Origin of the sequence: Synechococcus sp. 63AY4M2, assembly GCF_002760475.1 — a bacterium.
In the GTDB taxonomy this organism is placed as follows: domain Bacteria; phylum Cyanobacteriota; class Cyanobacteriia; order Thermostichales; family Thermostichaceae; genus Thermostichus.
Genome location: NZ_AXUX01000001.1, coordinates 786,130 through 807,373 on the forward strand (window position 1 = coordinate 786,130; position 21,244 = coordinate 807,373).

The 21,244-nt window shown below is 61.2% G+C and carries 19 protein-coding genes and 1 tRNA gene; 8 read left to right on the forward strand and 12 right to left on the reverse strand.

Going from position 1 to position 21,244, the window contains the following annotated elements; translation table 11 throughout:
• Positions 1 to 105: 105 nt before the first annotated feature.
• The 5 genes from gvpA (at position 106) to SYN63AY4M2_RS03535 (ending at position 3,841) form a co-directional block, all read left to right on the forward strand.
• Positions 106 to 324, forward strand: coding sequence for a gas vesicle structural protein GvpA (gene gvpA / locus SYN63AY4M2_RS03505; RefSeq protein WP_011429717.1), 219 nt, complete (start codon positions 106 to 108; stop codon positions 322 to 324).
• Positions 325 to 972: 648 nt separating this feature from the next.
• Entirely contained in the window at positions 973 to 1,995 is a 1,023-nt protein-coding gene (gene gvpC, locus SYN63AY4M2_RS03520; RefSeq protein WP_099812338.1) for a gas vesicle protein GvpC, read from the forward strand.
• Positions 1,996 to 2,083: 88 nt separating this feature from the next.
• Positions 2,084 to 2,968 (forward strand): gas vesicle protein GvpN, encoded by an 885-nt coding sequence (gene gvpN / locus SYN63AY4M2_RS03525; protein ID WP_011429714.1) that lies wholly within the window; start codon positions 2,084 to 2,086, stop codon positions 2,966 to 2,968.
• Between the two features lie 39 nt (positions 2,969 to 3,007).
• The gene (locus tag SYN63AY4M2_RS03530; protein WP_011429713.1) at positions 3,008 to 3,340 is read left to right on the forward strand and encodes a gas vesicle protein; all 333 of its coding nucleotides are present in this window, start codon (positions 3,008 to 3,010) and stop codon (positions 3,338 to 3,340) included.
• Between the two features lie 69 nt (positions 3,341 to 3,409).
• Positions 3,410 to 3,841 (forward strand): LptA/OstA family protein, encoded by a 432-nt coding sequence (locus SYN63AY4M2_RS03535; RefSeq protein ID WP_228375437.1) that lies wholly within the window; start codon positions 3,410 to 3,412, stop codon positions 3,839 to 3,841.
• Between the two features lie 63 nt (positions 3,842 to 3,904).
• On the opposite strand, the gene SYN63AY4M2_RS03540 is transcribed toward SYN63AY4M2_RS03535, so the two are convergent.
• The 12 genes from SYN63AY4M2_RS03540 to SYN63AY4M2_RS03595 all read right to left on the reverse strand — a co-directional run bounded on the left by SYN63AY4M2_RS03540 (position 3,905) and on the right by SYN63AY4M2_RS03595 (position 19,047).
• Positions 3,905 to 3,978: transfer RNA gene (locus tag SYN63AY4M2_RS03540), tRNA-Arg, on the reverse strand.
• A 17-nt stretch (positions 3,979 to 3,995) separates the two neighbouring features.
• Complete coding sequence (locus tag SYN63AY4M2_RS03545; protein WP_206336863.1) at positions 3,996 to 4,580, reverse strand: ribonuclease HII; 585 nt, start codon at positions 4,578 to 4,580, stop codon at positions 3,996 to 3,998.
• Positions 4,581 to 4,719: 139 nt separating this feature from the next.
• Entirely contained in the window at positions 4,720 to 6,855 is a 2,136-nt protein-coding gene (locus SYN63AY4M2_RS03550) for an Rne/Rng family ribonuclease (RefSeq protein WP_099884167.1), read from the reverse strand.
• Positions 6,856 to 7,880: 1,025 nt separating this feature from the next.
• Entirely contained in the window at positions 7,881 to 10,520 is a 2,640-nt protein-coding gene (locus SYN63AY4M2_RS03555; RefSeq protein ID WP_099835611.1) for a TIGR03960 family B12-binding radical SAM protein, read from the reverse strand.
• A 142-nt stretch (positions 10,521 to 10,662) separates the two neighbouring features.
• On the reverse strand, positions 10,663 to 11,835 hold the full coding sequence (locus SYN63AY4M2_RS03560; RefSeq protein ID WP_041438899.1) for an aminotransferase class V-fold PLP-dependent enzyme: 1,173 nt from the start codon (positions 11,833 to 11,835) through the stop codon (positions 10,663 to 10,665).
• A 185-nt stretch (positions 11,836 to 12,020) separates the two neighbouring features.
• Positions 12,021 to 13,646 carry a peptide chain release factor 3 gene (locus tag SYN63AY4M2_RS03565; RefSeq protein WP_099812341.1) on the reverse strand — a complete coding sequence of 542 codons (1,626 nt, stop codon included), beginning with the start codon at positions 13,644 to 13,646 and terminating at the stop codon, positions 12,021 to 12,023.
• A gap of 323 nt (positions 13,647 to 13,969) precedes the next feature.
• Positions 13,970 to 14,227 (reverse strand): hypothetical protein, encoded by a 258-nt coding sequence (locus tag SYN63AY4M2_RS03570; protein ID WP_011429706.1) that lies wholly within the window; start codon positions 14,225 to 14,227, stop codon positions 13,970 to 13,972.
• Between the two features lie 162 nt (positions 14,228 to 14,389).
• Entirely contained in the window at positions 14,390 to 15,574 is a 1,185-nt protein-coding gene (locus tag SYN63AY4M2_RS03575) for a pyridoxal phosphate-dependent aminotransferase (protein ID WP_011429705.1), read from the reverse strand.
• A 43-nt stretch (positions 15,575 to 15,617) separates the two neighbouring features.
• The gene (locus SYN63AY4M2_RS03580; RefSeq protein ID WP_011429704.1) at positions 15,618 to 16,175 is read right to left on the reverse strand and encodes a hypothetical protein; all 558 of its coding nucleotides are present in this window, start codon (positions 16,173 to 16,175) and stop codon (positions 15,618 to 15,620) included.
• 82 nt (positions 16,176 to 16,257) lie between these two features.
• Complete coding sequence (locus SYN63AY4M2_RS03585) at positions 16,258 to 16,941, reverse strand: DUF2232 domain-containing protein (RefSeq protein WP_011429703.1); 684 nt, start codon at positions 16,939 to 16,941, stop codon at positions 16,258 to 16,260.
• 501 nt (positions 16,942 to 17,442) lie between these two features.
• A complete protein-coding gene (locus SYN63AY4M2_RS03590; protein WP_011429702.1) occupies positions 17,443 to 17,724 on the reverse strand; it encodes an RNA-binding S4 domain-containing protein in 282 nt (93 codons plus the stop codon).
• A gap of 102 nt (positions 17,725 to 17,826) precedes the next feature.
• Positions 17,827 to 19,047 (reverse strand): serine hydrolase, encoded by a 1,221-nt coding sequence (locus tag SYN63AY4M2_RS03595; protein ID WP_049749719.1) that lies wholly within the window; start codon positions 19,045 to 19,047, stop codon positions 17,827 to 17,829.
• Positions 19,048 to 19,391: 344 nt separating this feature from the next.
• Between SYN63AY4M2_RS03595 and SYN63AY4M2_RS03600 the strand changes: the two genes are divergently transcribed.
• The 3 genes from SYN63AY4M2_RS03600 to mutY all read left to right on the forward strand — a co-directional run.
• Positions 19,392 to 19,751, forward strand: coding sequence for a CHRD domain-containing protein (locus SYN63AY4M2_RS03600; protein WP_041438159.1), 360 nt, complete (start codon positions 19,392 to 19,394; stop codon positions 19,749 to 19,751).
• Positions 19,752 to 20,112: 361 nt separating this feature from the next.
• Positions 20,113 to 20,250: a hypothetical protein gene (locus tag SYN63AY4M2_RS13745; protein WP_041438154.1), complete on the forward strand. Its 138-nt coding sequence runs from the start codon at positions 20,113 to 20,115 to the stop codon at positions 20,248 to 20,250.
• 86 nt (positions 20,251 to 20,336) lie between these two features.
• The coding region (gene mutY, locus SYN63AY4M2_RS03605) for an A/G-specific adenine glycosylase (RefSeq protein ID WP_240530490.1) at positions 20,337 to 21,244 on the forward strand (908 nt) is incomplete at its 3' end.

The following is a 21,244-nucleotide window of genomic DNA, read 5'->3' on the forward strand; positions in this document are numbered from 1 at the left end:
GTTACCCCAGGGGGCCGATCCAAGGTTAGGATCCCTTCCAACCTGCAATTTTGCCGCCGATTCGTCTTCAACCATCCAACCATCATCAGTGCAGGAGAGATCGTCATGGCAGTTGAGAAAGTGAACTCTTCTTCCAGCCTGGCCGAAGTGATCGACCGCATTTTGGACAAAGGGATCGTGGTCGATGCCTGGGTGCGGGTTTCTCTGGTGGGGATCGAGCTGTTGGCCATTGAAGCTCGCGTTGTCGTGGCTTCGGTGGAAACCTACCTGAAATACGCCGAGGCGGTGGGCCTGACGGCTACTGCTGCTGCCCCTGCCGTCTAAGTCTGGCCGTCTTCAGCCACTTGTAAAGAGGCGGCAGCTGCCTCCCGCAGCCGCTATGGCTTGGCAGTCCTGTCGAAGCAGGTGGCTAGTGAGGCAGGGACCAGGGTAGAGTCTCTGCCTCGCTTTGCTCAGTTCTGGCCAACTTTGACCGACCAACAGCCCGGCTATTCCCGCTCCCAGGTGGAGGACTTGTGCGGCCTGCCGGTTTGCATTGCCACGCAAGTGCCGAAGCCAGCTATCTGGGAGAAGGGAAAAAGGCTGTAGTGCCCCTGACCCACACAAAAGGGTAGTCAGCATTATGGCATTGAATTTATTGAGGTAGAGGAGGCGTACAGCTCGCAGGCAAGCTTCCTAGATGGAGATGGGCTACCTAGTTATGGTGAAAAACCCGACGGGTGGAGACCCTCTGGAAAGCGTGTCAAGCGGGGCCTGTACCAAACGGCAAAGGGGTGGTTGGTCAACGCTGAGGCAAATGCTGCCGCCAACCTGCTTAAGAAAGTCAGCAGAACCTTGGGGCTTTGCGTGAAGGAACTGTCTAGAGGCGCTTTGACAACGCCATTACGGGTTCTTTTGTGGACTGCGTAAGAATCCCCCGCCTTTAGGCGGTGGGAGTGTCAAAGTAAAAACCAACAGGAGAGAGGGAGCGCCATGAGTTTGCGGGAACAGTGGGCCATGGCCCACAACCAACGGGTGGCCCAGAATCAAAGTTTGTTCAGTCAATCCCGGCAGCAGCGTCTGGAGCAGCACCGAGCTCTGATAGCCGAGCTGGAGCAACGCCGCCGGGAACGACAAGAGGCAATCCGGCAACAGAGGGAGCAAACCCGTAGGCAACTGAAGAGCTTCAACCAGAGCCGGGCGGCGCAGCGGGCCTTGGACGAGCATTCTCGCATGGAGGCTGTGGCCCAGCGGGTCAAAGCGGTGGCGGAGCTTCTCTCCCGCATGGCTCAAGAGCGAGCCGCCCAATCGCAGGCCCAGCAGCAGGAGCTGCAGACTTTTCAAGCCAACTTGACAGCGACGGTGGGGAGATTGCTGAGCACCTGTGCACAGGCCCGGCAGACCATGGCCGGCCAAACTCGACAAGCTCGCCAGTCTTTTTATGCTGAGTTGCGGCAGCGGGTACAGGCTTTGCAGCAGCTCGCGCGGCAGGAGCTGGCTCAGGTCGCTCAGGATCAGCGGGCAGAGGCCCAGGCTCTGCGGCAAGCTTTGGCGGCTTTCCGCAGGGCGTTGCACGAGCAGGTCTGGGGGAATGGGATCCCAGAGGCCCAACCCATCATCCCTTCTGAGGGCTTGGAAGGTGAAAAGTCTGAGAGCTCGGCCAATGCCTCGAAAACGGTTTCGGCTGAGGTTTCCCTGCCAAAGCCTGTGGTTGCGGTCTCAGAAGAGGCGGCTCCTCCTCCCCCTCAGCCTGTGGTGACTCCGCCACCACCTGAACCTGCTCCAGTTCGGCCCGCGCCCCCGCAGGAGGCAAGTTCGGATCGCATCATGGCCTACGTCAACAACTATGTAACCAACCTGCAAGCGCAGGCTCCCGATCTAACTTTGCTGCAGGTGATCGGGGATCGGGAGCGGGTGCGGGATCTGCTGGCCCGCGGTGCGGTGGATCTGGGGGTGGATCCCTCCGAGATCCTGGCCACCTTGCGGCGTATGGTGTCAGCGACGGTTGCCATCTGATCCCGGCCTAACACCTGTGAGCGCAAGAAGACCGTTGCCGCTATAGTCGAGGCAAGAGCGTCAAGGCAATTGAGAGTTGGGTATTGCTATGGCCACGGTTCTGCAGGCGCGTCCCCGCCAGTTCGTAAACACTCCTTACATCGAGCGGATTACCCGCCGCGCTTTGCGCTATCTGCAATCGGGTTTTGCGGTGCATCTGCGGGGCCCTTCGGGCACGGGCAAGACTACCCTGGCGATGCATCTGGCTAGCCTGCTGGGCCGTCCCATCATGCTGATCTACGGCGACGATCGCTTCGATTCTTCCGACCTGATCGGGGGGCGCACCGGCTTTACCCATCGGCGGGTGGTGGACAACTTTATCCACTCGGTGGTGAAGACGGAGGAGGATGTGCAGCAGCGCTGGGTGGATGCCCGCCTCACCTTGGCCTGCCGCGAGGGGTTCACCCTCATCTACGACGAGTTCAACCGCTCCCGCCCGGAGGCCAACAACGCCCTCCTGAGCGCTTTGGAAGAGAGGCTGCTGGTGTTGCCGCCGGACAGCAACCGCTCGGAGTATCTGCGGGTGCATCCCCAGTTCCGGGCCATCTTCACCTCCAACCCAGAGGAATACACCGGAGTTCACAAGGCCCAGGATGCGCTGCTGGATCGGATGATCACCATCGATATCGGCGAGCCGGATATCGAGACCGAAAAGGAGATCCTCACCGCGCGCATCGGTCTCTCTGCCCCTGATGCGCTCAAGATCGTCCACATCGTCCGCGCTTTTCGCCGCAAATTGGATCTGACCCGCCACCCCAGCCTGCGCAGTTGTCTGATGATCGGACGCATTGTCAAGGAGCACGAGCTGGCGGTGAGCAAGGACAATGCCGATTTTCGCGCTCTGTGCGCCGACGTGCTGTTGCCCAGGGCCGGCAAGCGCTACGAGGAAGGAGCCCAGGTGCTCAACTATTTGCTGGATCAACTGCCCGGCTGATATTTGTATGCTTTCGCACACTTTGGAGGGAAATTCTCTGTGCCTATTACCTCTCAACCCCTGGCCACGGCAACGCATGGCTCCTCTCTGGCCGATGTCTTGGAGCGGGTTTTGGACAAGGGGATTGTCATCGCCGGGGATATCACCGTTTCGGTGGGCAATGTGGAGCTGCTCAATGTGCGCATTCGGCTGCTGATCGCTTCGGTGGACAAGGCCAAGGAGATTGGGATCAACTGGTGGGAATCGGATCCCTATCTCAGCAGCCAAGCCCGCGAGCTGCTGGAAACCAACCGCCAGTTACTGCAGCGGGTCAGCGAGCTGGAAAAGCAACTGGCCCAAGGCCTGCCCAAGGGAGGAAATGGTAAGGACTAACGCGCTGCCCCGCCAGCGGGGCCAGGGATCCCGGGCTAGACTGGCAGGTGGGGTGGTTTGATTGGGGTGATGCGCATGGCGGTCGGGATCGACCTTGAGCAGAAAAACAGGTGCCAGCTAAGGGGGGTAGCCTGGGCGGTGGGGGTGGCGCTGCTGCTGGCGATCCCCAGCCTGGCTTGGGGGCAAAACCCGCGTGCCCTCAGCATCAGCGCCGATGTCCAGGAGGCCAATGCCAACACGGGGGTGTTTGTAGCCACCGGCAATGTCACCCTCAGCTTTCCCGCCGAGCGCCTCACGGCCCGCGCCCAGAGAGCGGTGTACTACAGCCGGGAGCAGCGGATCGAGCTGGAGGGCCAGGTCACCATCCGCCAAGGGGAAAATCAGTTGCAAGCAGAAAAAGTCATCTATCACATCGAAAAAGGCACCATCCAGGCCGTGCCAGCAGCAGGAGGCCAGGTGGAGTCCGTTTATGTGCTACCAGAACCCACTGCGAGCCCCTAGCTAAGGCCTAGATCCAGATCCTGCTGAGAGAAGTGCTCCTTCGCTGTCTGCTTCTGGAAGAAACGCCCACGAAAGGATTCGAACCTCCGACCCCTGGGACCGGAACCCAGTGCTCTAGTCCGCTGAGCTACGTGGGCAGTACGTGGACTCTATCCTACCCTCCAATTTCGCCTGCCTGCAAGTCTCGCAGGGGGGCAAAGCTACGGCGGTGCTGGGGGCTTGGCCCCAAGCGCTGCAGCGCCAGTCGGTGCTCCTGCGTGCCATAGCCGACGTTGGTGCGCCAGCCGTAGCCGGGGTACTGGTGATCCCAGCTCTGCATCAGGGTATCCCGCCAGACTTTGGCCACGATGGAAGCGGCGGCGATGGAGAGGCTAAGCTGATCCCCTTTGACCAGGGCCGTCTGCCGGGATCCCAGCTCTGCCAACGGCAACCCATCCAGCAGGATGTGCTCCACTTCCCCCACCTGCGCCAGAGCTCGTTGCATGGCCAGCAGCGTGGCCTGGCGAATGTTGAGCTGGTCGATCTCGGCGGCAGAGGCGCTGCCAATGCCTACGGCCAGGGCTACTTGGGCAATCCGCTCCGCCCAGTGGGCGCGCTGCGGCGGGCGCAGTTGTTTGCAGTCTCTCACCCCTGACAGCGCCTCCGGATCCAGATGGGCCGGCAAAATCACCGCCGCCGCCACCACCGGCCCCGCCAGGGCCCCCCGCCCCACCTCATCCACGCCTGCCACCCGCCGCATCCCCTGTTGCCACAGGGATCCCTCCCACTTCAGGCTGGGCTGCACCACCTTGTCCACACCCCCAACTCCGGAGCCAACCATCCTCTTGACCGAGCCAACCGACCAACGGCGAGGTTTGCTCCCGGGCTCAGCGGGCCGGCTAGCTGCTGCGGGAGCGCCGTCGTCTGGAGGCCGCCGGAGATTGCTGAGACGGGTCGATGACTACCTCCTGGGGCGTCACCGTTGCCAGCGGCTCCGCCATCGATGATACAGGCGGAGGAGTTTGCGGCTCGGAGGGTGCTGGCGGGGGAAGAGTATTTACCGGCTCCTGCTCCGGCAAAGCTGCGGCTTCAGGGGCAACCGTCTCCGCCGTGCCGTTGGCAGAAGTTGCACCGGCCTCCGCCTCTTCCGGGCTGGCCATCTTTACAGTGCCCGGCAGGGCCACCATAACCACCGTGTCGCGGCCCGAGGGCGGTGGCTGATCCAGAAGCAACAGCGGCGACAGCCCTAACTCTGAGTAGACCCGCTGTTGCAAGGGGGTCATCTCCACAGTAATGGCTTGCCGGGCTGGACGGCTTTCTGAGGACTCCACCCCACCGGCGCGAGCGGATCGCCCCGCGGTAGGCTGGTCTCTGTGGGAGCCCTGCTCTTCCCCATCTTCTCCCCGGCTGGGACGCCGGGATTCTTTGCGCTTCTGCTCCGCCCCGCCCCCTGCCGGCTGCAAGAGATCTTCCCCAGGCACCTCCAGACTGCCCCCTTCTGCCTCTCCGCTCCGGGAAACCGGGCGCTGGCCTACGCGGGGATCCACCCACTCGTCGCGGGAGCGTTTGCGCCCCACCTCAATTCGCGATTCCTCCAGATCCGGTCGCTGTTCTGGGGCAGTACGGGAGCGGCTCAGGGAGACACGGCCTTCGGTTCGCGACACCCCATTGCTCCCCAGCCGCAGGCCCGCCCGCTGCGAGTCGCCCTCCTGGAGCAGGCTTGGGCTGGAACCGTCCTCCCCCTCAGTGGGCAACGTTACCGGCAGGCCACTTTCGACCGTCAACAGCCGTCCTGGCTCAGCTCCTGGCAGGCGGGCCAGGATCCCTAGCCCCTCACAAGTAGGACAAGAGTGGCCGAAGATCTCGTAAAGGCTTTGCCCCTGCCGCTTGCGGGTGAGCTCCACCAGCCCCAATTCCGACAACTGAACCACCTGGGGGCGAGCTTTGTCGCTGGAGAGGGCCTTGTTGAAGTGCTCCAAAACCAGCAACTGGTCGCGGCGGGAATCCATGTCGATGAAATCCACCACGATCACGCCGGCAATGTTGCGCAGCCTCAGTTGACGGGCAATCTCGGTAGCCGCCTCACAGTTGGTCCACAGCACTGTCTCGCGAGAGGTGGCCGATTGGGTGAAAGAGCCAGAGTTGACATCGATCACCGTCAGGGCTTCGGTGGGCTCAATGACGATGTAGCCGCCGGAGGGGAGATCCACCCGGGGTCGCAGCGCCTGCCGGATGACTGCATTGACCCGGAAATACTCCAGGATGGGGGTGGGTTCGCGGTGGGCATCGACCACAATACCGGGCGGCATCTGGCCCTTGTTCCAACCTTGCAAATAGCTACGCACCCGCTTCGCCCCTGCCGGCGAGTCGGTAACGATGCGGTTGACGTCCTCCGAGTAGACATCCCGCAGCACTCGCTGGATAAAATCGTCATCTCGGCTGAGCAGCCCCGGACCCCGTGCCGCCTGATACTGCTGTTGAATATCCTCCCAGAGCTTTTTCAATTGCTCCAGGTCTTCGATCATCGCCTCTTCAGACACCCCCTCGGCCTCGGTGCGCACCAACAGGCCCATCTGGGGGGGTTTGATCAAAATAGCCAGCGACTTGAGGCGATTGCGTTCTTCCCGATCCTCGATGCGGCGGGACAGATGAACCCCTTTGCCGTAGGGTCGCAGCACCAAGTACCGCCCTGGAAAGGCCAGATCGCCGGTGAGGCGTGGCCCTTTGTTGCCGGTGGGCTCCTTCATAACCTGCACCAGCACCTTTTGCTGTGGCAGAACCAGCTCCGAGATGGAGGCATGGTTGCGCTTGAGGCGTAGCGGGCCTAGGTCGCTGACGTGAATAAACCCGTTGCGTTCGCCGGAGCCAATGTTGACAAAGGCAGCGTCGATGCTGGGCAGGACGTTCTCGACGATCCCGACGTAGACGTCTCCCACCTGGTAGGTGCCACTGGCAACGATCAGCTCTTGGACTTGGTCTTCGGCAAAAACAGCAGCGACGCGGTGTTGCTCATCAATTACAATCTGCCTGGGCATTAACGTTCCTCCCCGCCCCCAGGGCCTGCGGTTGTGGATTGAACCCTCCTTGCGGCGAGGCGCTGTCCTTTTGGCGGGATCCGCTCAAGTTTTTTTAGCCAGAATCGATTCATCATGAGGCTGTCCATTACCCTAAGCTCTGCTTTGACGGAGGATGACCGATTTGCTGGGCTTCCACTCCACCATTGATGAGGTGAGTCCAAGCTCATCGGATCCTTAGGATTGGGTGGGATTTGCATGGGGATTGATGGATAGGCTCAGGAGGCAAGATGACACCCCTCCGCCTCAGATATCCCAGAAGAGATTAGACGATGGTTCGTGGCAGAACCCCAATCGTGCCAGCCTAGATCCACAGAAAGACAGGGTTTGCACGCGGAAAGAAACACCTTCTCAGGAGAAAAAATATAGTGCTAGAGCCAGGCCACAGGGGCACACCTCTCTGTACCGCCTATCGACTGGGCCCTGTTGCGCCCGTTACCTGCCCTGGGTACTGAGTTAGGGTTGACACTCCCTCCGCCTGAAAGCGGGGGATTCTTACGCAGTCCACAGACGAACTCGTAAAGGCGTTGTCAAGCCGCCTCTGGACAGTTCCTTGGGGCAAAGTTCCAAGGTTCTGCTTACCTTTTCTGATCAGGTTGGTTGAGACGTTGACATCTCCTCGGCGCTTGCCACCGGTCGGGTTTTTCACCGTGATTAGGTGCTCGCCTGGAAACGGTACGCCTCATCAACAAGTATACTAACTCCCTGAGCACCATTGGCGAGCAACCGAAGTTGCTTGCGGGCTTTTCCGCACCGTACTAACTAAAGTACAGGGCCGCCAAGCTATCCTTCTGGGTCTCCATTTCAGAATCCGATCAAACTGTTGCCTGCTGCCTGCCCTGCCTTTGGCCAAGTTGATCCCGGCAAGCTCCGCAGCGGCAGAAGCCAGCAATAGACAACATAGCGCCTGTCGGATCCCCCCCTCCAGACAGGGGCAGAGCCCAGCCTTGGTCTCCTTTTTGTCCGGTCGATCCTGAGGCCGCTCCTCAGTCGGGATCGGAGGTGCCGTCTTGCCACAGCAGACGCAGCCGCCTGGCCATCTGTAGCGTCCAGCGGGGCAAGCCCAAGGACTCGGCCATTTGCACGAGTTGATTGGGCCGCAGGTAAGCGCCGTCGTTGCGGCAACTGCCGCGGTAGAGGAGGCGGGCGCTGCCGTCGGGGGCCAGGCCCTGAAACTCCAGGTAGTAGAGCAGGGGGCGAGCGTTGAAGCGACAGGGTTTGCCGGATTTGGTGGATTTTTCAATCCAAATTTCCCGCGCATCCAGGATCTGGGTAACCCAGGTCGGCCAGTCGGCTTCGGGCAACTCGCAGCTCACGCTGAGTTGATATTCGGCGGCGTAAACCGCTTCGGTAGCCGAGGGATCCCGCAGGCCGATCTCTTGAATGGCCTGGATGGGAATTTCGGGGGGCAGTTGCTCGGCCAGCAGGGCGCGCAGCTCCTCCGGGGTAAAGGGAGCCCCGGGGCGGGCCAGGAGTTCCAGATCGAGGATCTCCCCATAGCCTTCCTGGCCGATGGGCAGGGCGTTGGCGTTAGCCAGGCGGGGCATGGGGTGGTAACCGCCGCTAAAGGCCAGAGGCAGCCCCGCTCGCCGACAGGCCCGTTCCCACAGCCGCATCAGATCCAGGTGGCCCAGCCAGCGCAGATCCCTAGTTTTGCCGTAGGTGATGCGGAAGCGCTGGGCGGGCGGCTGCGGCTCCAGGGGATCTGGGGTGGGGGTGGGCCGGCTTTGCAGGGGTGGGACGGGCGGGGGCGGGATGACGATGTTGTGGCCAAAGCCGGGGCCGCAGATGCCGCAGGCGGAGCACTTCTCAAAGGAGCAGTCTTCCACCGTGATGGCTTCCAGGGCGCGGCGGTAGTCTTTCTGCAGCCATTTTTTGTCGATGCCGGTATCGATGTGATCCCAGGGCAAGGGATCCTCCAGGCCCAATTCGCGCATGGGGAGATGGGCGCAGAGGGCAACCGGATCGGCGCTGGGATCCACCGCTTCGCCGCAGTAGGCCTTGACCCAGGCGGCATAGGCGGCGTCGATGTTTTCCCACCAGGCGTCCAGGCCGGCGCCGGCCCGCCAGGCCTGCTCGATCATGCGGCCCAGGGAGCGATCCCCCTTGCCAATCAAGTCCTCCAGGATGCTAAAGCGAATATCGGTAAAGTGGGCCTTGACTCCCCGCAGCCGCCGCAGTTCCCTTTGCAGCAAGGCCTGCTTGCGCTGCACGTCGGCGTAGTCCACCCGGTGCCACTGGAAGGGGGTGTGGGGCTTGGGGACAAAGTTGGAGACCGTGAGGGTAAACTCCACCTTCTTGTGACCCAAGGCCGCACATTCTCGCTGCAGCATCTCAACCGTGCGGGCAATCCCAATGACATCGGCGTCAGTCTCTCCGGGCAGGCCGATCATGAAATAGAGCTTGATCTTGTCCCAGCCCTCCTGGACGGCGGTGCGAATGCCGCGAATGAGGTCAACATCGCTAAGACCCTTGTTGATGATGTCCCGCAGCCGTTGCGTGCCGGCTTCTGGGGCAAAGGTCAGCCCCGAGCGGCGGGATCCCTTCATGATGGCGGCAATTTGCTCATCGAAGCGATCCACCCGCTGGCTGGGCAGCGAGAGGGCGACGTGCTCCCCCAGCAGGCGGTTGTGCAGCTCGGCCCCCACCGCCGGCAGGGAGAGGTAGTCGGAGCAACTGAGGGAAGAAAGGGAAAATTCGCTGTAGCCGGTTTTGCGCAGGCCCTGCACCACCGCCTCCACCACCGCTTGCGGATCCACATCGCGAGCCGGGCGGGTGAGCATGCCGGGTTGGCAAAAGCGACAGCCGCGGGTACAGCCGCGCCGCACTTCCATGACCAGGCGGTCGTGGACGGTTGCCACCAGCGGTACTAGGCCAATGGAGTACTGCGGTTGGGGCAGGGCCACGCGGCGGCGGATGCGCTCCGGCACGCCGGGCACGATGGGGCGGGGCGGGATCCCCTCGTAAAACTGGGGCACATACACCCCCGGCACCTGGGCCAGCTCCAAGAGCACCTCGCGGCGGGGCTTGGCTAGAGATTGAGCCAGCACCTGGCCGATCTCCGGCAGCACCTCTTCCCCATCCCCGAAGACAAAGAAATCGAAAAAGTCGGCAAAGGGCTCTGGGTTGGAGGTGGCGGTGGGCCCGCCGGCAAAGATCAGGGGACACTCTTGCGGGGTAAAGGGCTGGCGCTCCCACCATTTGAGGGGGATCCCGGCCAGATCCAGCATCTCTAAGATGTTGGTGCCCCCCAGCTCGTAGGCCAGGCTGAAGCCGATGATGTGGAAAGCGCGCAAGGGGCGGCGCGATTCTACGGCAAACAGCGGGATCTGCAACTGCCGCATCCGGGCCGCCAGATCCGGTCCCGGCAGGTAGGTGCGGTCGCACAACTGGTCTGGCTGGGCGTTGAGGATGTTGTAGAGGATGAGGTGGCCCAGGTTGGAGGCCCCCACCTCGTACAGCTCCGGGTAGCTCAGCACCCACCGCACCCGCCCCGACTCCCAGGGGCGGTGGGCGGCGCCGAACTCTTTCCCCAGGTAGCGGGCTGGCCGCTGGATCTCAGGCGTGAGCAGGCGATCCAGATCGATCGGGCCTAGATGGGCTTGCGTGGCAGCCAGAGAGAGCATGAGGATCCGAGCAAGAAGTGAACGCAGCTACTGATCTGACTCTAGCCGAACTTTCCCGGCAACCCAAACCCAAGACGGGGGTGGCGAGACCGTTCCATCTCCCCTCTCCCGGAGGGAGAGGGGTTGGGGGTGAGGGCGCACATCACTCCGGCAGCCGCTGCAAGGCTAGCGCCAACTGTTCGTACTCAGCCAGGTGGTTGTAGACCTGGGCCGAGATGCGCACCCAAAGCTGCCCGGCAAAGGGAAGGATGGGAACCTCGATGCGGTGCACCTGCCAGAGGTAGTCGTGCAGGCGGCGGGCCCGCTCCGCCAAAGGCAGCTCCGGGATCCACTGTTGCCAGAAGGGTGGCAGGGGCAGGGTGGCCATAAAGCCCAGCATCCGCTCCGGGGCAGGTGGGATCCCTTCCAATTGTTCCAAGAGCACCTGCCGCGCCTGCAGCAGCAGCGTGTGGTTGTGCTGGCGCAGCCTCTCCACCCCCAGCTCCTGGATAAAGGCCAGGGCTGCCGAGATGGCCAGCCAGGCGCTGGGATCGCGGGTGCCCACCCAGTCGAACTCGGCTGTGAACCCTTGCCCGTAGCCGTGGGAGATGGCCAGGGGATGGGTTTGGGCCTGGCGGTGGGGGGCCACCCACAGGAAGGCACAGCCTTTGGGGGCAAACAGCCACTTGTGGGCGTTGCCGGTGTACCAATCGGCTCCTAAGCTTTCCAACTCCAACGGGAGAACCCCCGGCGCATGGGCCCCGTCCACCAAGACTGGGATCCCGCGCTCTCGACAGAGGCCAATCAGCTCCGCCAAGGGGTAGACCAGAGCCGTGGGCGAGGTGAGGTGATCCAGCACCGCCAGCCGAGTCTGGGGGGTGAGAATGGCCGCAAACGCCGCCAAAACCTGCTCCGGCCCCGCAATCGGAAAGGGAACCTGGGCTTCCGCCAGCACCGCCCCCCAGCGTTCACAGACATAGCGCAACGCCTGGCGGACGGCCCCATAGCTGTGGCTGGTGTAGGCGATCTGATCCCCTGGCCGAAACGACAGCGAGCGCAGCACGGCATTGACGCCGCCGGTGGCATTTTCCACAAACACAAGGTTTTCAGGCTCAGCCCCAACAAACTGGGCCAGCTCTGCCGCCGCCGCCCGCAAAGCCCGCGGCAGCTCTTCCCCCATAAACTGTACCGGCTGGGCCTCTAGGCGCTCTTGCCAGGCTCGCTGGGCCTGCAGCACCGTTTTCGGGGTCGCGCCGTAGGAGCCGTGATTCAAAAAAATAGCCTGCGGATCCAGCCCCCACAACGAGCGGTCGCAAAGCGGTTTATCGACTGCCATGGGTTTGCCTTGGAAATAAGACCTGGCAAGCATGACCCAAAAAAGAAGAAAAAGAAATTGCTGGGATCTACAAAAACGAGATTGCCAGGCAGCGAGAAGATGTCAACCCCGATCCCAGACAGCAGCAAAGCTTTGGTCAGGTAGCGGAACTTGCAGGTTCCCGGAGAAGGTTGCTCTGAGTGGCCTTAGGAGCCGTCCTTGGATTCGGGGCCAAGATCCGCGATGGGAGCAATTTTGCTCAGCTTAATTTTGGGGTTGCTGCTGATAAATTGCTGCAAGGTCCACTCGTTTTTAAAGAGGAGAACCGGCCTATCTTGAATGTCTTTGACAATGAGGGTGTTAAACAGGCTGGGGAAATTCTGGAGGACTTCCCAGCCGTTTTCTACCCAGCGGGCCAGGGTGTAGGGCAGCATCTCCAGTCGGGTTTCAACATTGTATTCGTGTTCCAGGCGGTACTGCAGCACCTCAAACTGCAACTGGCCCACTGCCGCCACGATCGGATCCCGTTTCGACTCGTCGAGGGAATACATAATCTGCACCGCCCCTTCTTCCCGCAGCTCCGCCACCCCCTTCTGGAACTGTTTAAACTTGGAGGGGTTGGGATTTTTCAGATAGGCAAATAGCTCCGGCGAAAAGCTGGGGATCCCGGCGTAGCGCAACCTCGGGCCGGTGTAGATGGTATCCCCAATCCTGAAGATGCCGGGGTTGTTGAGGCCGATGACATCGCCAGGATAGGCTTCATCGATGGAGATGCGCTCTTGGGCGAACAATTTTTGGGGATAGGAGAGACGGATGGGGCGATTGAGGCGGGCATGGTTGACCACCATGTCCTTCTCGAACTTACCGGAGCAGATGCGTACAAAAGCAATGCGATCCCGGTGGCGGGGATCCATATTGGCCTGCAGCTTAAAGACAAAGCCGGTGAACTCAGGATGTTCGGGTGGGATCAGCCCTGCCGTGCTCTCGTGGGGCATTGGCGGCAGGGAGTACTCGATAAACGCATTGAGAAACAGCTCCACCCCAAAGTTGGTCATGGCGCTGCCGAAAAAGACGGGGGTTTGCTGGCCAGCATGAACCTGTTTGAGATCCAAGCTGGGCATGAGGCCATCCAATAACTCCAGCTCTTCTTTAAATTGGTAATAGAGATCCTTTTCAATCAGTTCTTCAATTTGCGGATCCCCGAGTTTAACGACGGTATCTTTGACCCGCAGCCGCCCCCCCGAGACTCGCTCAAAGAAGTGAAACTCCTGAGTCCGCCGGTCAAACAAAGCTGTGAAGCGCTCCCCTGAGCCAATCGGCCAGGTTACAGGATAGGGCTTGAGGCCCAGCTCCGTCTCGATTTCGTCCATCAGCTCGAGGGGATCCCGGCTGGGGCGATCCATCTTGTTGATGAAGGTAAAGATCGGCAACTTCCGCAGTTGACAGACTTCAAACAGCTTGCGGGTCTGGGGTTCTAGCCCTTTGCCGGCGTCTTCTAGCATCACAGCGTTATCAGCCGCCGCCAGGGTGCGGTAGGTGTCTTCGCTGAAGTCTTGGTGGCCGGGAGTATCGAGCAAGTTGAGGCGAATGTTGCGGTAGTCAAACTGCAACACAGTCGAGGTAATGGAAATGCCCCGTTGTCTTTCCAGCTCCATCCAGTCGGAGGTAACCCGCTTTTGGGCGCGACGGGCCTTCACCGCCCCTGCTTCTTGAATCGCCCCCCCGTACAACAGCAGCTTTTCCGTAAGGGTGGTCTTCCCGGCATCGGGGTGGGAAATAATGGCGAAGGTGCGCCGTTGCTGGATAGCTTTGGCCAAGTCCACTGCTTTCATAAGAAGTAAGTGCTCCAATCAAAACCCGCTCGTCTCACAGCGCGCTGACGCTATGCGACCCTTAAAAAATAGCGATGGCACTCCCCTTGCTGCCCTGCTGCTGCTTCGCAGACGATGGAGAGCTTTAGCGAGGAGTAGAAAAGAGAGAGGCTGGGATGGCCGTCCGCTAGCGGGGGAGGGAGCACAGGTTGAAAAGCCGGGGAAGAGCACTAACCTACTCTGACCGTAGCACAGGACGTGGTTCTGCCGTTGCCTGGCACTCTAGGACAGAGATCCTTTGGAGCGGAATTCCCACCGAGCGGATCGGGATCAACGGGTCTCGTTCAACAGTTGCTTAGCAGTTGCTCAATGGTGGCGATGGTGAAGTTTTGGCTGACCACCAGCCGTTCCACGCGAATGCGGTGGGCCTGCAGCAGGCACTCTTGTTGCAATGCTTTGGGCAGTTGCTCCCAATGGTCCAGCAGGACTGCCAGCAAGATCTCGCCCGGCAAGAGGGATCCCAGCTTTTCCACACTCTCGGCAGACCATTTGAGGGTAAAGCCAGCGGGCAATTTTTTGGGAGACTTTTGGGTGGGAGCCATCTTAGCGCTCCCTCAGCATCGCCTCGAGGACTTCACGGTAGGCCTGAGCCAAGAGTCTTCTCCTGCCTCTGCCAGGCACCAGCCCCTGCTGTTGGTTTGCTGCGCCACCGTTTTGTAGAGAAGTCTCGGCCAGCCCTTGTCTTCAGCCCTCCTCCTGCCCCCTCAGAGGGAAGACAGGAAGCGGTGCAGCCGTTCCAGTCCTTTTTCAAGCGTGGCGCGGTCGGCGGCATAGGAGAGGCGGATGTAGGACTCTGCCCCGAAGGCCACCCCCGGCACGGCGGCCACGTGATGTTCTTTGAGCAGCCGTTGGCAAAACTCTACCGAACCCAAGCCGGTTTGGCCGATGTTGACAAACACATAAAATGCGCCCTCCGGCTCCGGGAAAGTCACCCCCGGCAAGGTGCGGATCCCTTGCACCATCAGATCCCGTCGCTGCCAGAATTCTTGGCGCATCTTCTCCACCGCTGCCGCCGAGAGGGGGCTGGTGAGAGCCTCCAGGGCGCCGTACTGGGCAAAGGTGCAGACGTTGGAGGTGCTGTGGCTTTGCAGGCTGATGGCCGCCTCGATGATGGGCTTAGGGCCCGCCAAGTAGCCAATCCGCCAGCCGGTCATGGCATAGGCTTTGGCGAAGCCGCTGCTGAGGATCAGTCGCGGCATCAAGTCAGGGCAAAGGGATCCCAGGCTGATGTGGCGGGCTTGGCCGTAAACCAGCTTTTCGTAGATCTCATCGCAGACCACATAGAGATGGGGAACCGAGAGGATCACCTCTGCCAAAGCTGCCAGCTCCTGCCGGTGATAGACAGCGCCGGTGGGGTTGGCCGGCGAGTTGAGGATGAGCAACTTGCTGCGGGGGGTGAGGGCCTGGCGCAGTTGGTCGGCGGTGAGCTTGAACCCCTGGCCCTCTTGCGTCTCCACCCGCACCACCTTGGCCCCGGCCAGAGCCACCATCTCGGGATAGCTAACCCAGTAGGGGACGGGCAGGATCACCTCGTCGCCGGGATCCAGGAGCACCATGGCCAGGTTAAACAGGGTTTGCTTGCCGCCGTTGCTAATCAGGATCTGGTCGGGGCTGTAGTCCAAGCCGTTTTCTCGGCGCAATTTGTCTGCCACCGCCTGGCGCAGGGTGGGGATCCCGGCAGTGGGGCCGTAGCGGGTTTTGCCCTCTTCCAGGGCGCGGATGGCGGCAGCCCGAATGTGCTCAGGGGTGTCGAAGTCCGGCTCGCCAGCGCTCAGGATACAGACATCCAGACCCTCTGCCCGCATGGCCTTGGCCAGAGCCGAAATCGACAGCGTTGCGGAAGGAGAGAGACGAGCAACCCGTTGGGACAAGCCGGCAGCAGACACCATCAGTTGGGGATCTGGGGTAGCAGGTTGGGTTAGTTTTAGGCAGTTAGGCCACCGCTGTCAAGAGGCGGCTGCCATCCACCAGCAGCAGCTTATGACCCTCCCGCTCCGCCAACAGATCCCAAAACTCGCCGGCGACGGCCCCCGGCAAGAACCCTTCCAGACGCAGCTGCAGGGGGGGGAATTGCTTGTTCCCCTGGGGCTTGCGCCGCACCGTCACCCAGATGAAGCCGTCGTGGGGCTCGACGATGCCGCGAATGTTAAAGCCCTCCTCTACATCCTCGGGGGCAGGCAGAAAGGGCTCGTCCAGATCTGGATCTTGCTCCTCCTCCGGCAAGGCCAGGATGCGGATAACGCTCAGGCCCAAAGTGCCGCCCGACCGCGGCTGCGGCTGCACGTAGTACCAGTAGGTGTGGCCGCTCTCGATGCAATAGGTGAAAGGGCGCAGCAGCTCCGCGCGGCCAGGGGTGGCCGGATACTCTACGCCATCGGCGGCAACCAGCGTCGCCTGAGCATAAGTCTGCGGGATCGATTTTAGGGATCCCTTGATCAAGCCCAGGGCGCGGAACTGGTAGGGGTAGGCAGGAGGGGGCAGTGGGTTCATCAGGAACAGGGGTAGAAGCTATGGGGGTAGGGTCTACAAGTTTATCCCATAGCGGTAGTCACCTTAGAGGTATAGGCGGCTGCTAATCCAGCAAAAATTGCACCCACTTCGGCGGCGGCGGCAGCGGACAGCGGAAATGCTCCATCACCAGAGCTGCCACCAAATGCACCGTGAAGACGTAGACCAGGGAGTTAAAGGCGATAAACCCTGCCACCACCACCTGAACCATCCAGGGTTCTGCCACCCAGTACACGCCCAGCCTGGCCAGAGACACATCCAGCAGCCAGTTGGTCAAGCCGGTGAGTTGGATGGTGACGTAAGTCCAGAGGTTTTCCCCCACCAACAGCGAGGAGAGCAGCAACTGGAAAACGAGGCCGAAAGCGCTGAGGGCAGCGCCGCTGGCCACCGAGACATACCAGGAAAGGCGCCGCCGCCATAGGCGGGCACACCAGTAGCCCAGCAGGCCGTAGGGAATGACGTAGAGAATGCTGCGCGTGGGCCCCATCAGCACCGTCAGCAACAGAGCAGAGACCGCCAGCGCCATCGCCCCGGTGCGGGGATCCCAGCGCATCACCGCCAGCGCCACCGGAATGGGGAAAAACAGACGCATAAACGGGGCCAGCGGCGTGTAGCTCAAGATCCAGATCAAAGCAGCAGTGCTGGCTAAGAAAGCTGTCTCCACCACCCTTAGAGCCGGAGAGCGGGGAGGTGGCGGGGGCAAGGGAGGAAAATCCTGCTGCACAGGAGGCTGAGGGGACGCAGGCACAGCGAGAAAAAGAAAAGAAAACTGTTCCCAGCTTAGGTCAGCGGTTGTGGAGTTGGTTGCAGTTGGGGAGCAAGGGCTCGGCTACTTGACCTTGCCGCTCCGCAAGACTTACACAACGCTAAACAAAAACGAACTTTTGTCCAGCGTCGTTGCTTCCTTTCTACTTCCACGACCCATACCTCGTTGGTTGCCCAACCCCCCCTTAGTCCCCCCGTATACGGGGGGATGTAGGGGGGCAGAGGAGTCTTCACAGGCGTAACTTCCCGTCGTTCGCGGCAGCGGGCCGTAGGCCTTGAACACAGTTGGCTGGAAGGGAAGAACCTGTTCACCACAACCAACTGACAGCTCTAGAGCTTGCACTTGTACTCTAGCTGTCGCCGAAACTCATAGAACCCACAGTCAGCAATGCTGCCTACCAACTTGTGGTTCTTGAGCATCCCTGAAACGTAAGGACGCCGTCCCGCTGACGCGAACAGTTTTTCTCAGCAAAACCCTGACTGACTAGAGGCAGACCCGACCTCCCCCTGTGGCAGAGCTCTGGATCCTCTTCCCATCCCAGCCCACCTGCCAAACTTGGCCCGCTACTGCCACCTCATCCCCCAGGCGTAACTTGCGCCCTCGCCGGGTTTCCACCTCGCCGTTGACCCGCACCTGCCCCGCCTGGATGAGCTGCTTGGCCTGCCCGCCGGTGGGCACAACTCCCGTCAGCTTGAGAAATTGATCCAGTTTGATAAGGGGATCCCCTGCTGGAGGAGCTTGGGAAGGGGGAAGAGTCTCGGCCATAACCTCACCGTTCTGGCTTGGATGTTGGCTGATCCAACTTTTTAAGATCCAACTTTTTAATTTTGACGCTGCTGCTCTGCCGGGATGGGCGATCCCCTAGGGCTACGGGCTATCGGCAGCAGCCGAAGCGGTGGGCTCGCCTTCGGCAGACCAAAACTCATAGGCAGCCTGGGAGAGTTTGGCGATTAGCTCTTCGGCTTTGGGATCGTTGGGAGTTTCCCGCTTTACCCACACTGCTGCCACGTAGCGTCGCCCGTTGGGCAAATCGAGTATGCCGGCATCTCCCACCACCGACCTGAGAGTTCCTGTCTTGTGGGCAATGCGCACCTCTTGGCCCAAGTTGGGGCGAAAATAGGAGGGCCGCTGCGTGCGCCAGAGGATGTCCAAAAAGCGGTCGCGGCTGCGGCGGCTGAGCATTCGCCCCTGCTCCACCTGGCTGAGCAGCCAGACCATGTCGCGCGGGCTGCTGGTGTTGGTGCCCTCCAAATCCGGCAGCCACCAGGAAATTTGCGTGTGCTGCAGCCCCCACTGGCGAAACTTTTGGTTGAGGGCTTCCCGACCGCCGAGGCGATCGATGATGAGGTTGGCGGCGAAGTTGTCGCTGATGGTGCTCATGAGGGTAGCTGCCTCCAGAGCAGAGACCCGGGATCCGAGGGGACGGGTCTGCAATACGCCAGCTCCCCCGCCCCTGAGGTCTTCTCTCAAAGTCAGCCTCTCGTCCAGCCGCACCTGACCCGTTTCCACTGCCTGCAAAAAAGCCAGGAGAATCGGGATCTTGATGACGCTGGCGGCAGGAAAAACCTGATCCGGCCTCACCCCGGCAAAGGCGCCGCTTTCCACCTCCCAGAACAGGGCTCCTGCTGTCAGGCCCGGCTGATCGGCCAGAGCAGCCAAGCGCTCCTGCAAAGCGGGGATTTCCTGTCCTCTTAACAGGTCTGTGGGCAAGGTGGAGGGGAGCTCCTGCATCGCATCCTGTTCTGGCCGGGCAGGAGTGGTCGATTGCAGCAGTTGCGATAGGCCAGCCATCGTCAGGCCCAACATCAGGCTGAGGCCCAGGCCTCGCAGCAACACCTCCAACAGGGCCGGAGACCGCCTCAGGCGGCGAGGCTGGGCAGCTCGTTGGCGCATCCGGGCAATGGCTCTTTGGCGAGAGAGGCGCAGCGGTTGGGGGCGGGAAGCCAAGAGGGATCCCTCGGCAGCCGGAGCAGGCAGCAAGTGGCGAGAAGGGGAGGCAGCCTGAGTGAAGCGGCGCTGACGACGCACCGGATCCCGAGACCTTTCTCGAGCTAAGCTGCTGCCTTTCCCCTCCCCTGTCCTCGCCATAAGAACGACTGCCCCAACGAAGGTCTTGATGACCGATATCGCGACAATTTTACTGAACTTGCGCCGGCGAGCCCGGTTCAATTAAACCCACAGATCGGCGAACCTGGCCTGGGAAAGTTTGGCGAGGGAGAGCTTTGGAGCTTGGCCATCTCCGGCCCTCCACCCCTCCTGAGTCGGCAGTCGGGCTGCTTCGACCTCTTGGGAAGCCCCTCGAGAAGAAGATCGCGGAGAAACAGGGGCAACTCCTCAGGCAATCGCGACCTTGTTCTCCGAGGGTGAATCCGAAGCTCGGCCTGCTCCGTACTTGAGGTGGCTTGTTCTCCGACCGAGGAGCTTTTTCCATATTGTTGACGCTTTTGCTGGATTCGGCCTTGCGGCCTCGTTTTGTCTTCAAAACTTTTTGGGGCGTCTGCCTAGCTGCTGACTTGTTTCTCAGCGGCTGCGGGAGCAGCAACTCGGCGACCCCTGCGCCGGGAGCTGTAGTCTCTACGGCTACCTTGACCCTATCTCCTGCTGCCGAAGTACCGCCGGTAGCGGTGCCCAGCTCCGCCAGCGGCAGTGCTGTGGTCACTTTAAACCAAACCGCCCGTACCCTATCTGTTGAGCAGGTCTCCAGCTTCTTGGCCGGGGCCTACTACCTCAACATCCATACGCAAGCCAATCCTGCCGGCGAGTTGCGAGCCCAGGTGGTTTTCCCTCGCTAAACCTGAGAGGCGACTTCTCAGCCGCCTAGGCGGCGCGGAGCCCTGGGAGGGCACCTTTTATACCTGCTGGGCCGGGTGGACTGTCTCTTGCAGGGCCCCGCCGTCGGCAGGTTGTCTAAATAGCAGGGAAGTTGGCTGCCCAAGCCTCTGCCTGGGCGGCTCCTGTGCTCTAACTTTTGCGACCAGCGGAGGCGGTAGGGCTTGCCCGACGGGGATCCCTCTTTGGGGGGCGGCTCGGATCCGGGCCAAATTGGCTATCCTAGAGATGAGGGGGTTGGTCGATAACGGAGTTTCCCCATCGCGACACGTATCCCAAGTGAGATCCTCGACACCCCAAAGCCGAAGCTGGTGGGAGGCAACAATGGCTGACTACAACCGCGGCATTATGAGGTTCAAGGGGGCGGATAGCCCAATTGTGGTTCTGATCTCGGCCAGCATTGTGGCGGGGGTGGTCTCGGCCCTGATCTGGTGGGCGTTGCACTTCGCTTACGCGGCTTGAGATCCCAGGTTCCTTCTCGACGGACTGGAAGAGAGTCCGAGGTTGCGGTTGCTGGCGAGCAGTCGCTAGGTTGGAGCAGCGCAGTTTTGCAGCGCCTGCGGCAGTCCTTGCAGCGTTGGTACTGCCAGCAGGGTCGAGATCTGCCCTGGCGACGCACGCGAGATCCCTATGCCATTTGGGTGGCGGAGGTGATGCTGCAACAGACCCAGGTGGCAACCGTGATCCCCTACTTTCAGCGCTGGATGGAGGCTCTGCCCGGGATCCCAGCATTGGCGGCAGCCCCCCAGCAGCAGGTGCTGAAACTGTGGGAGGGCCTAGGCTACTACCGGCGGGCCCTGAACTTGCACAAAGCCGCCCAAATCCTGGTGCGGGAACGGAACGGTGAGTTCCCCAGGGATCTGGAGCAGGTGTTGGCTCTGCCGGGGATCGGGCGCACCACAGCCGGCGGCATTCTCAGCGCTGCCTTCGATCAGCCTTTGCCCATTTTGGATAGCAACGTCAAGCGGGTGCTGGCTCGCTTGGTGGCTTTGCAGCAGCCTCCATCCCAGTGTCTGTCCCTGCTGTGGCAGCTTTCCCAGCAATTGTTGGATCCCGTGCAGCCGCGGGCTTTTAACCAAGCCCTGATGGATTTGGGGGCTACCGTCTGTCGTCCCAAAAAGCCTCACTGTGGCCGGTGCCCTTGGCAAGCGGATTGCAGCGCCTACAATCGAGGTCAACACCAACAATTGCCTATGTCTGCACCCCGTGCCTCTCGTCCTCACAAGCAAATCGCGGTTGCCATTGTTCTGCGGGGGAAAGAAATCCTTATCGATCGACGGTTGGAAAGCTCGATGCTCAGTGGGCTGTGGGAGTTTCCCGGAGGGAAAATCGAGCCGGGAGAAACGGCTGCTGAGTGTGTAGTGCGGGAGGTGAAGGAAGAAATCGGCATCGACATCGAGGTGGTCGCACCGCTGGCCACCGTCGAACATGCCTATACCCATTTCACCGTTACTCT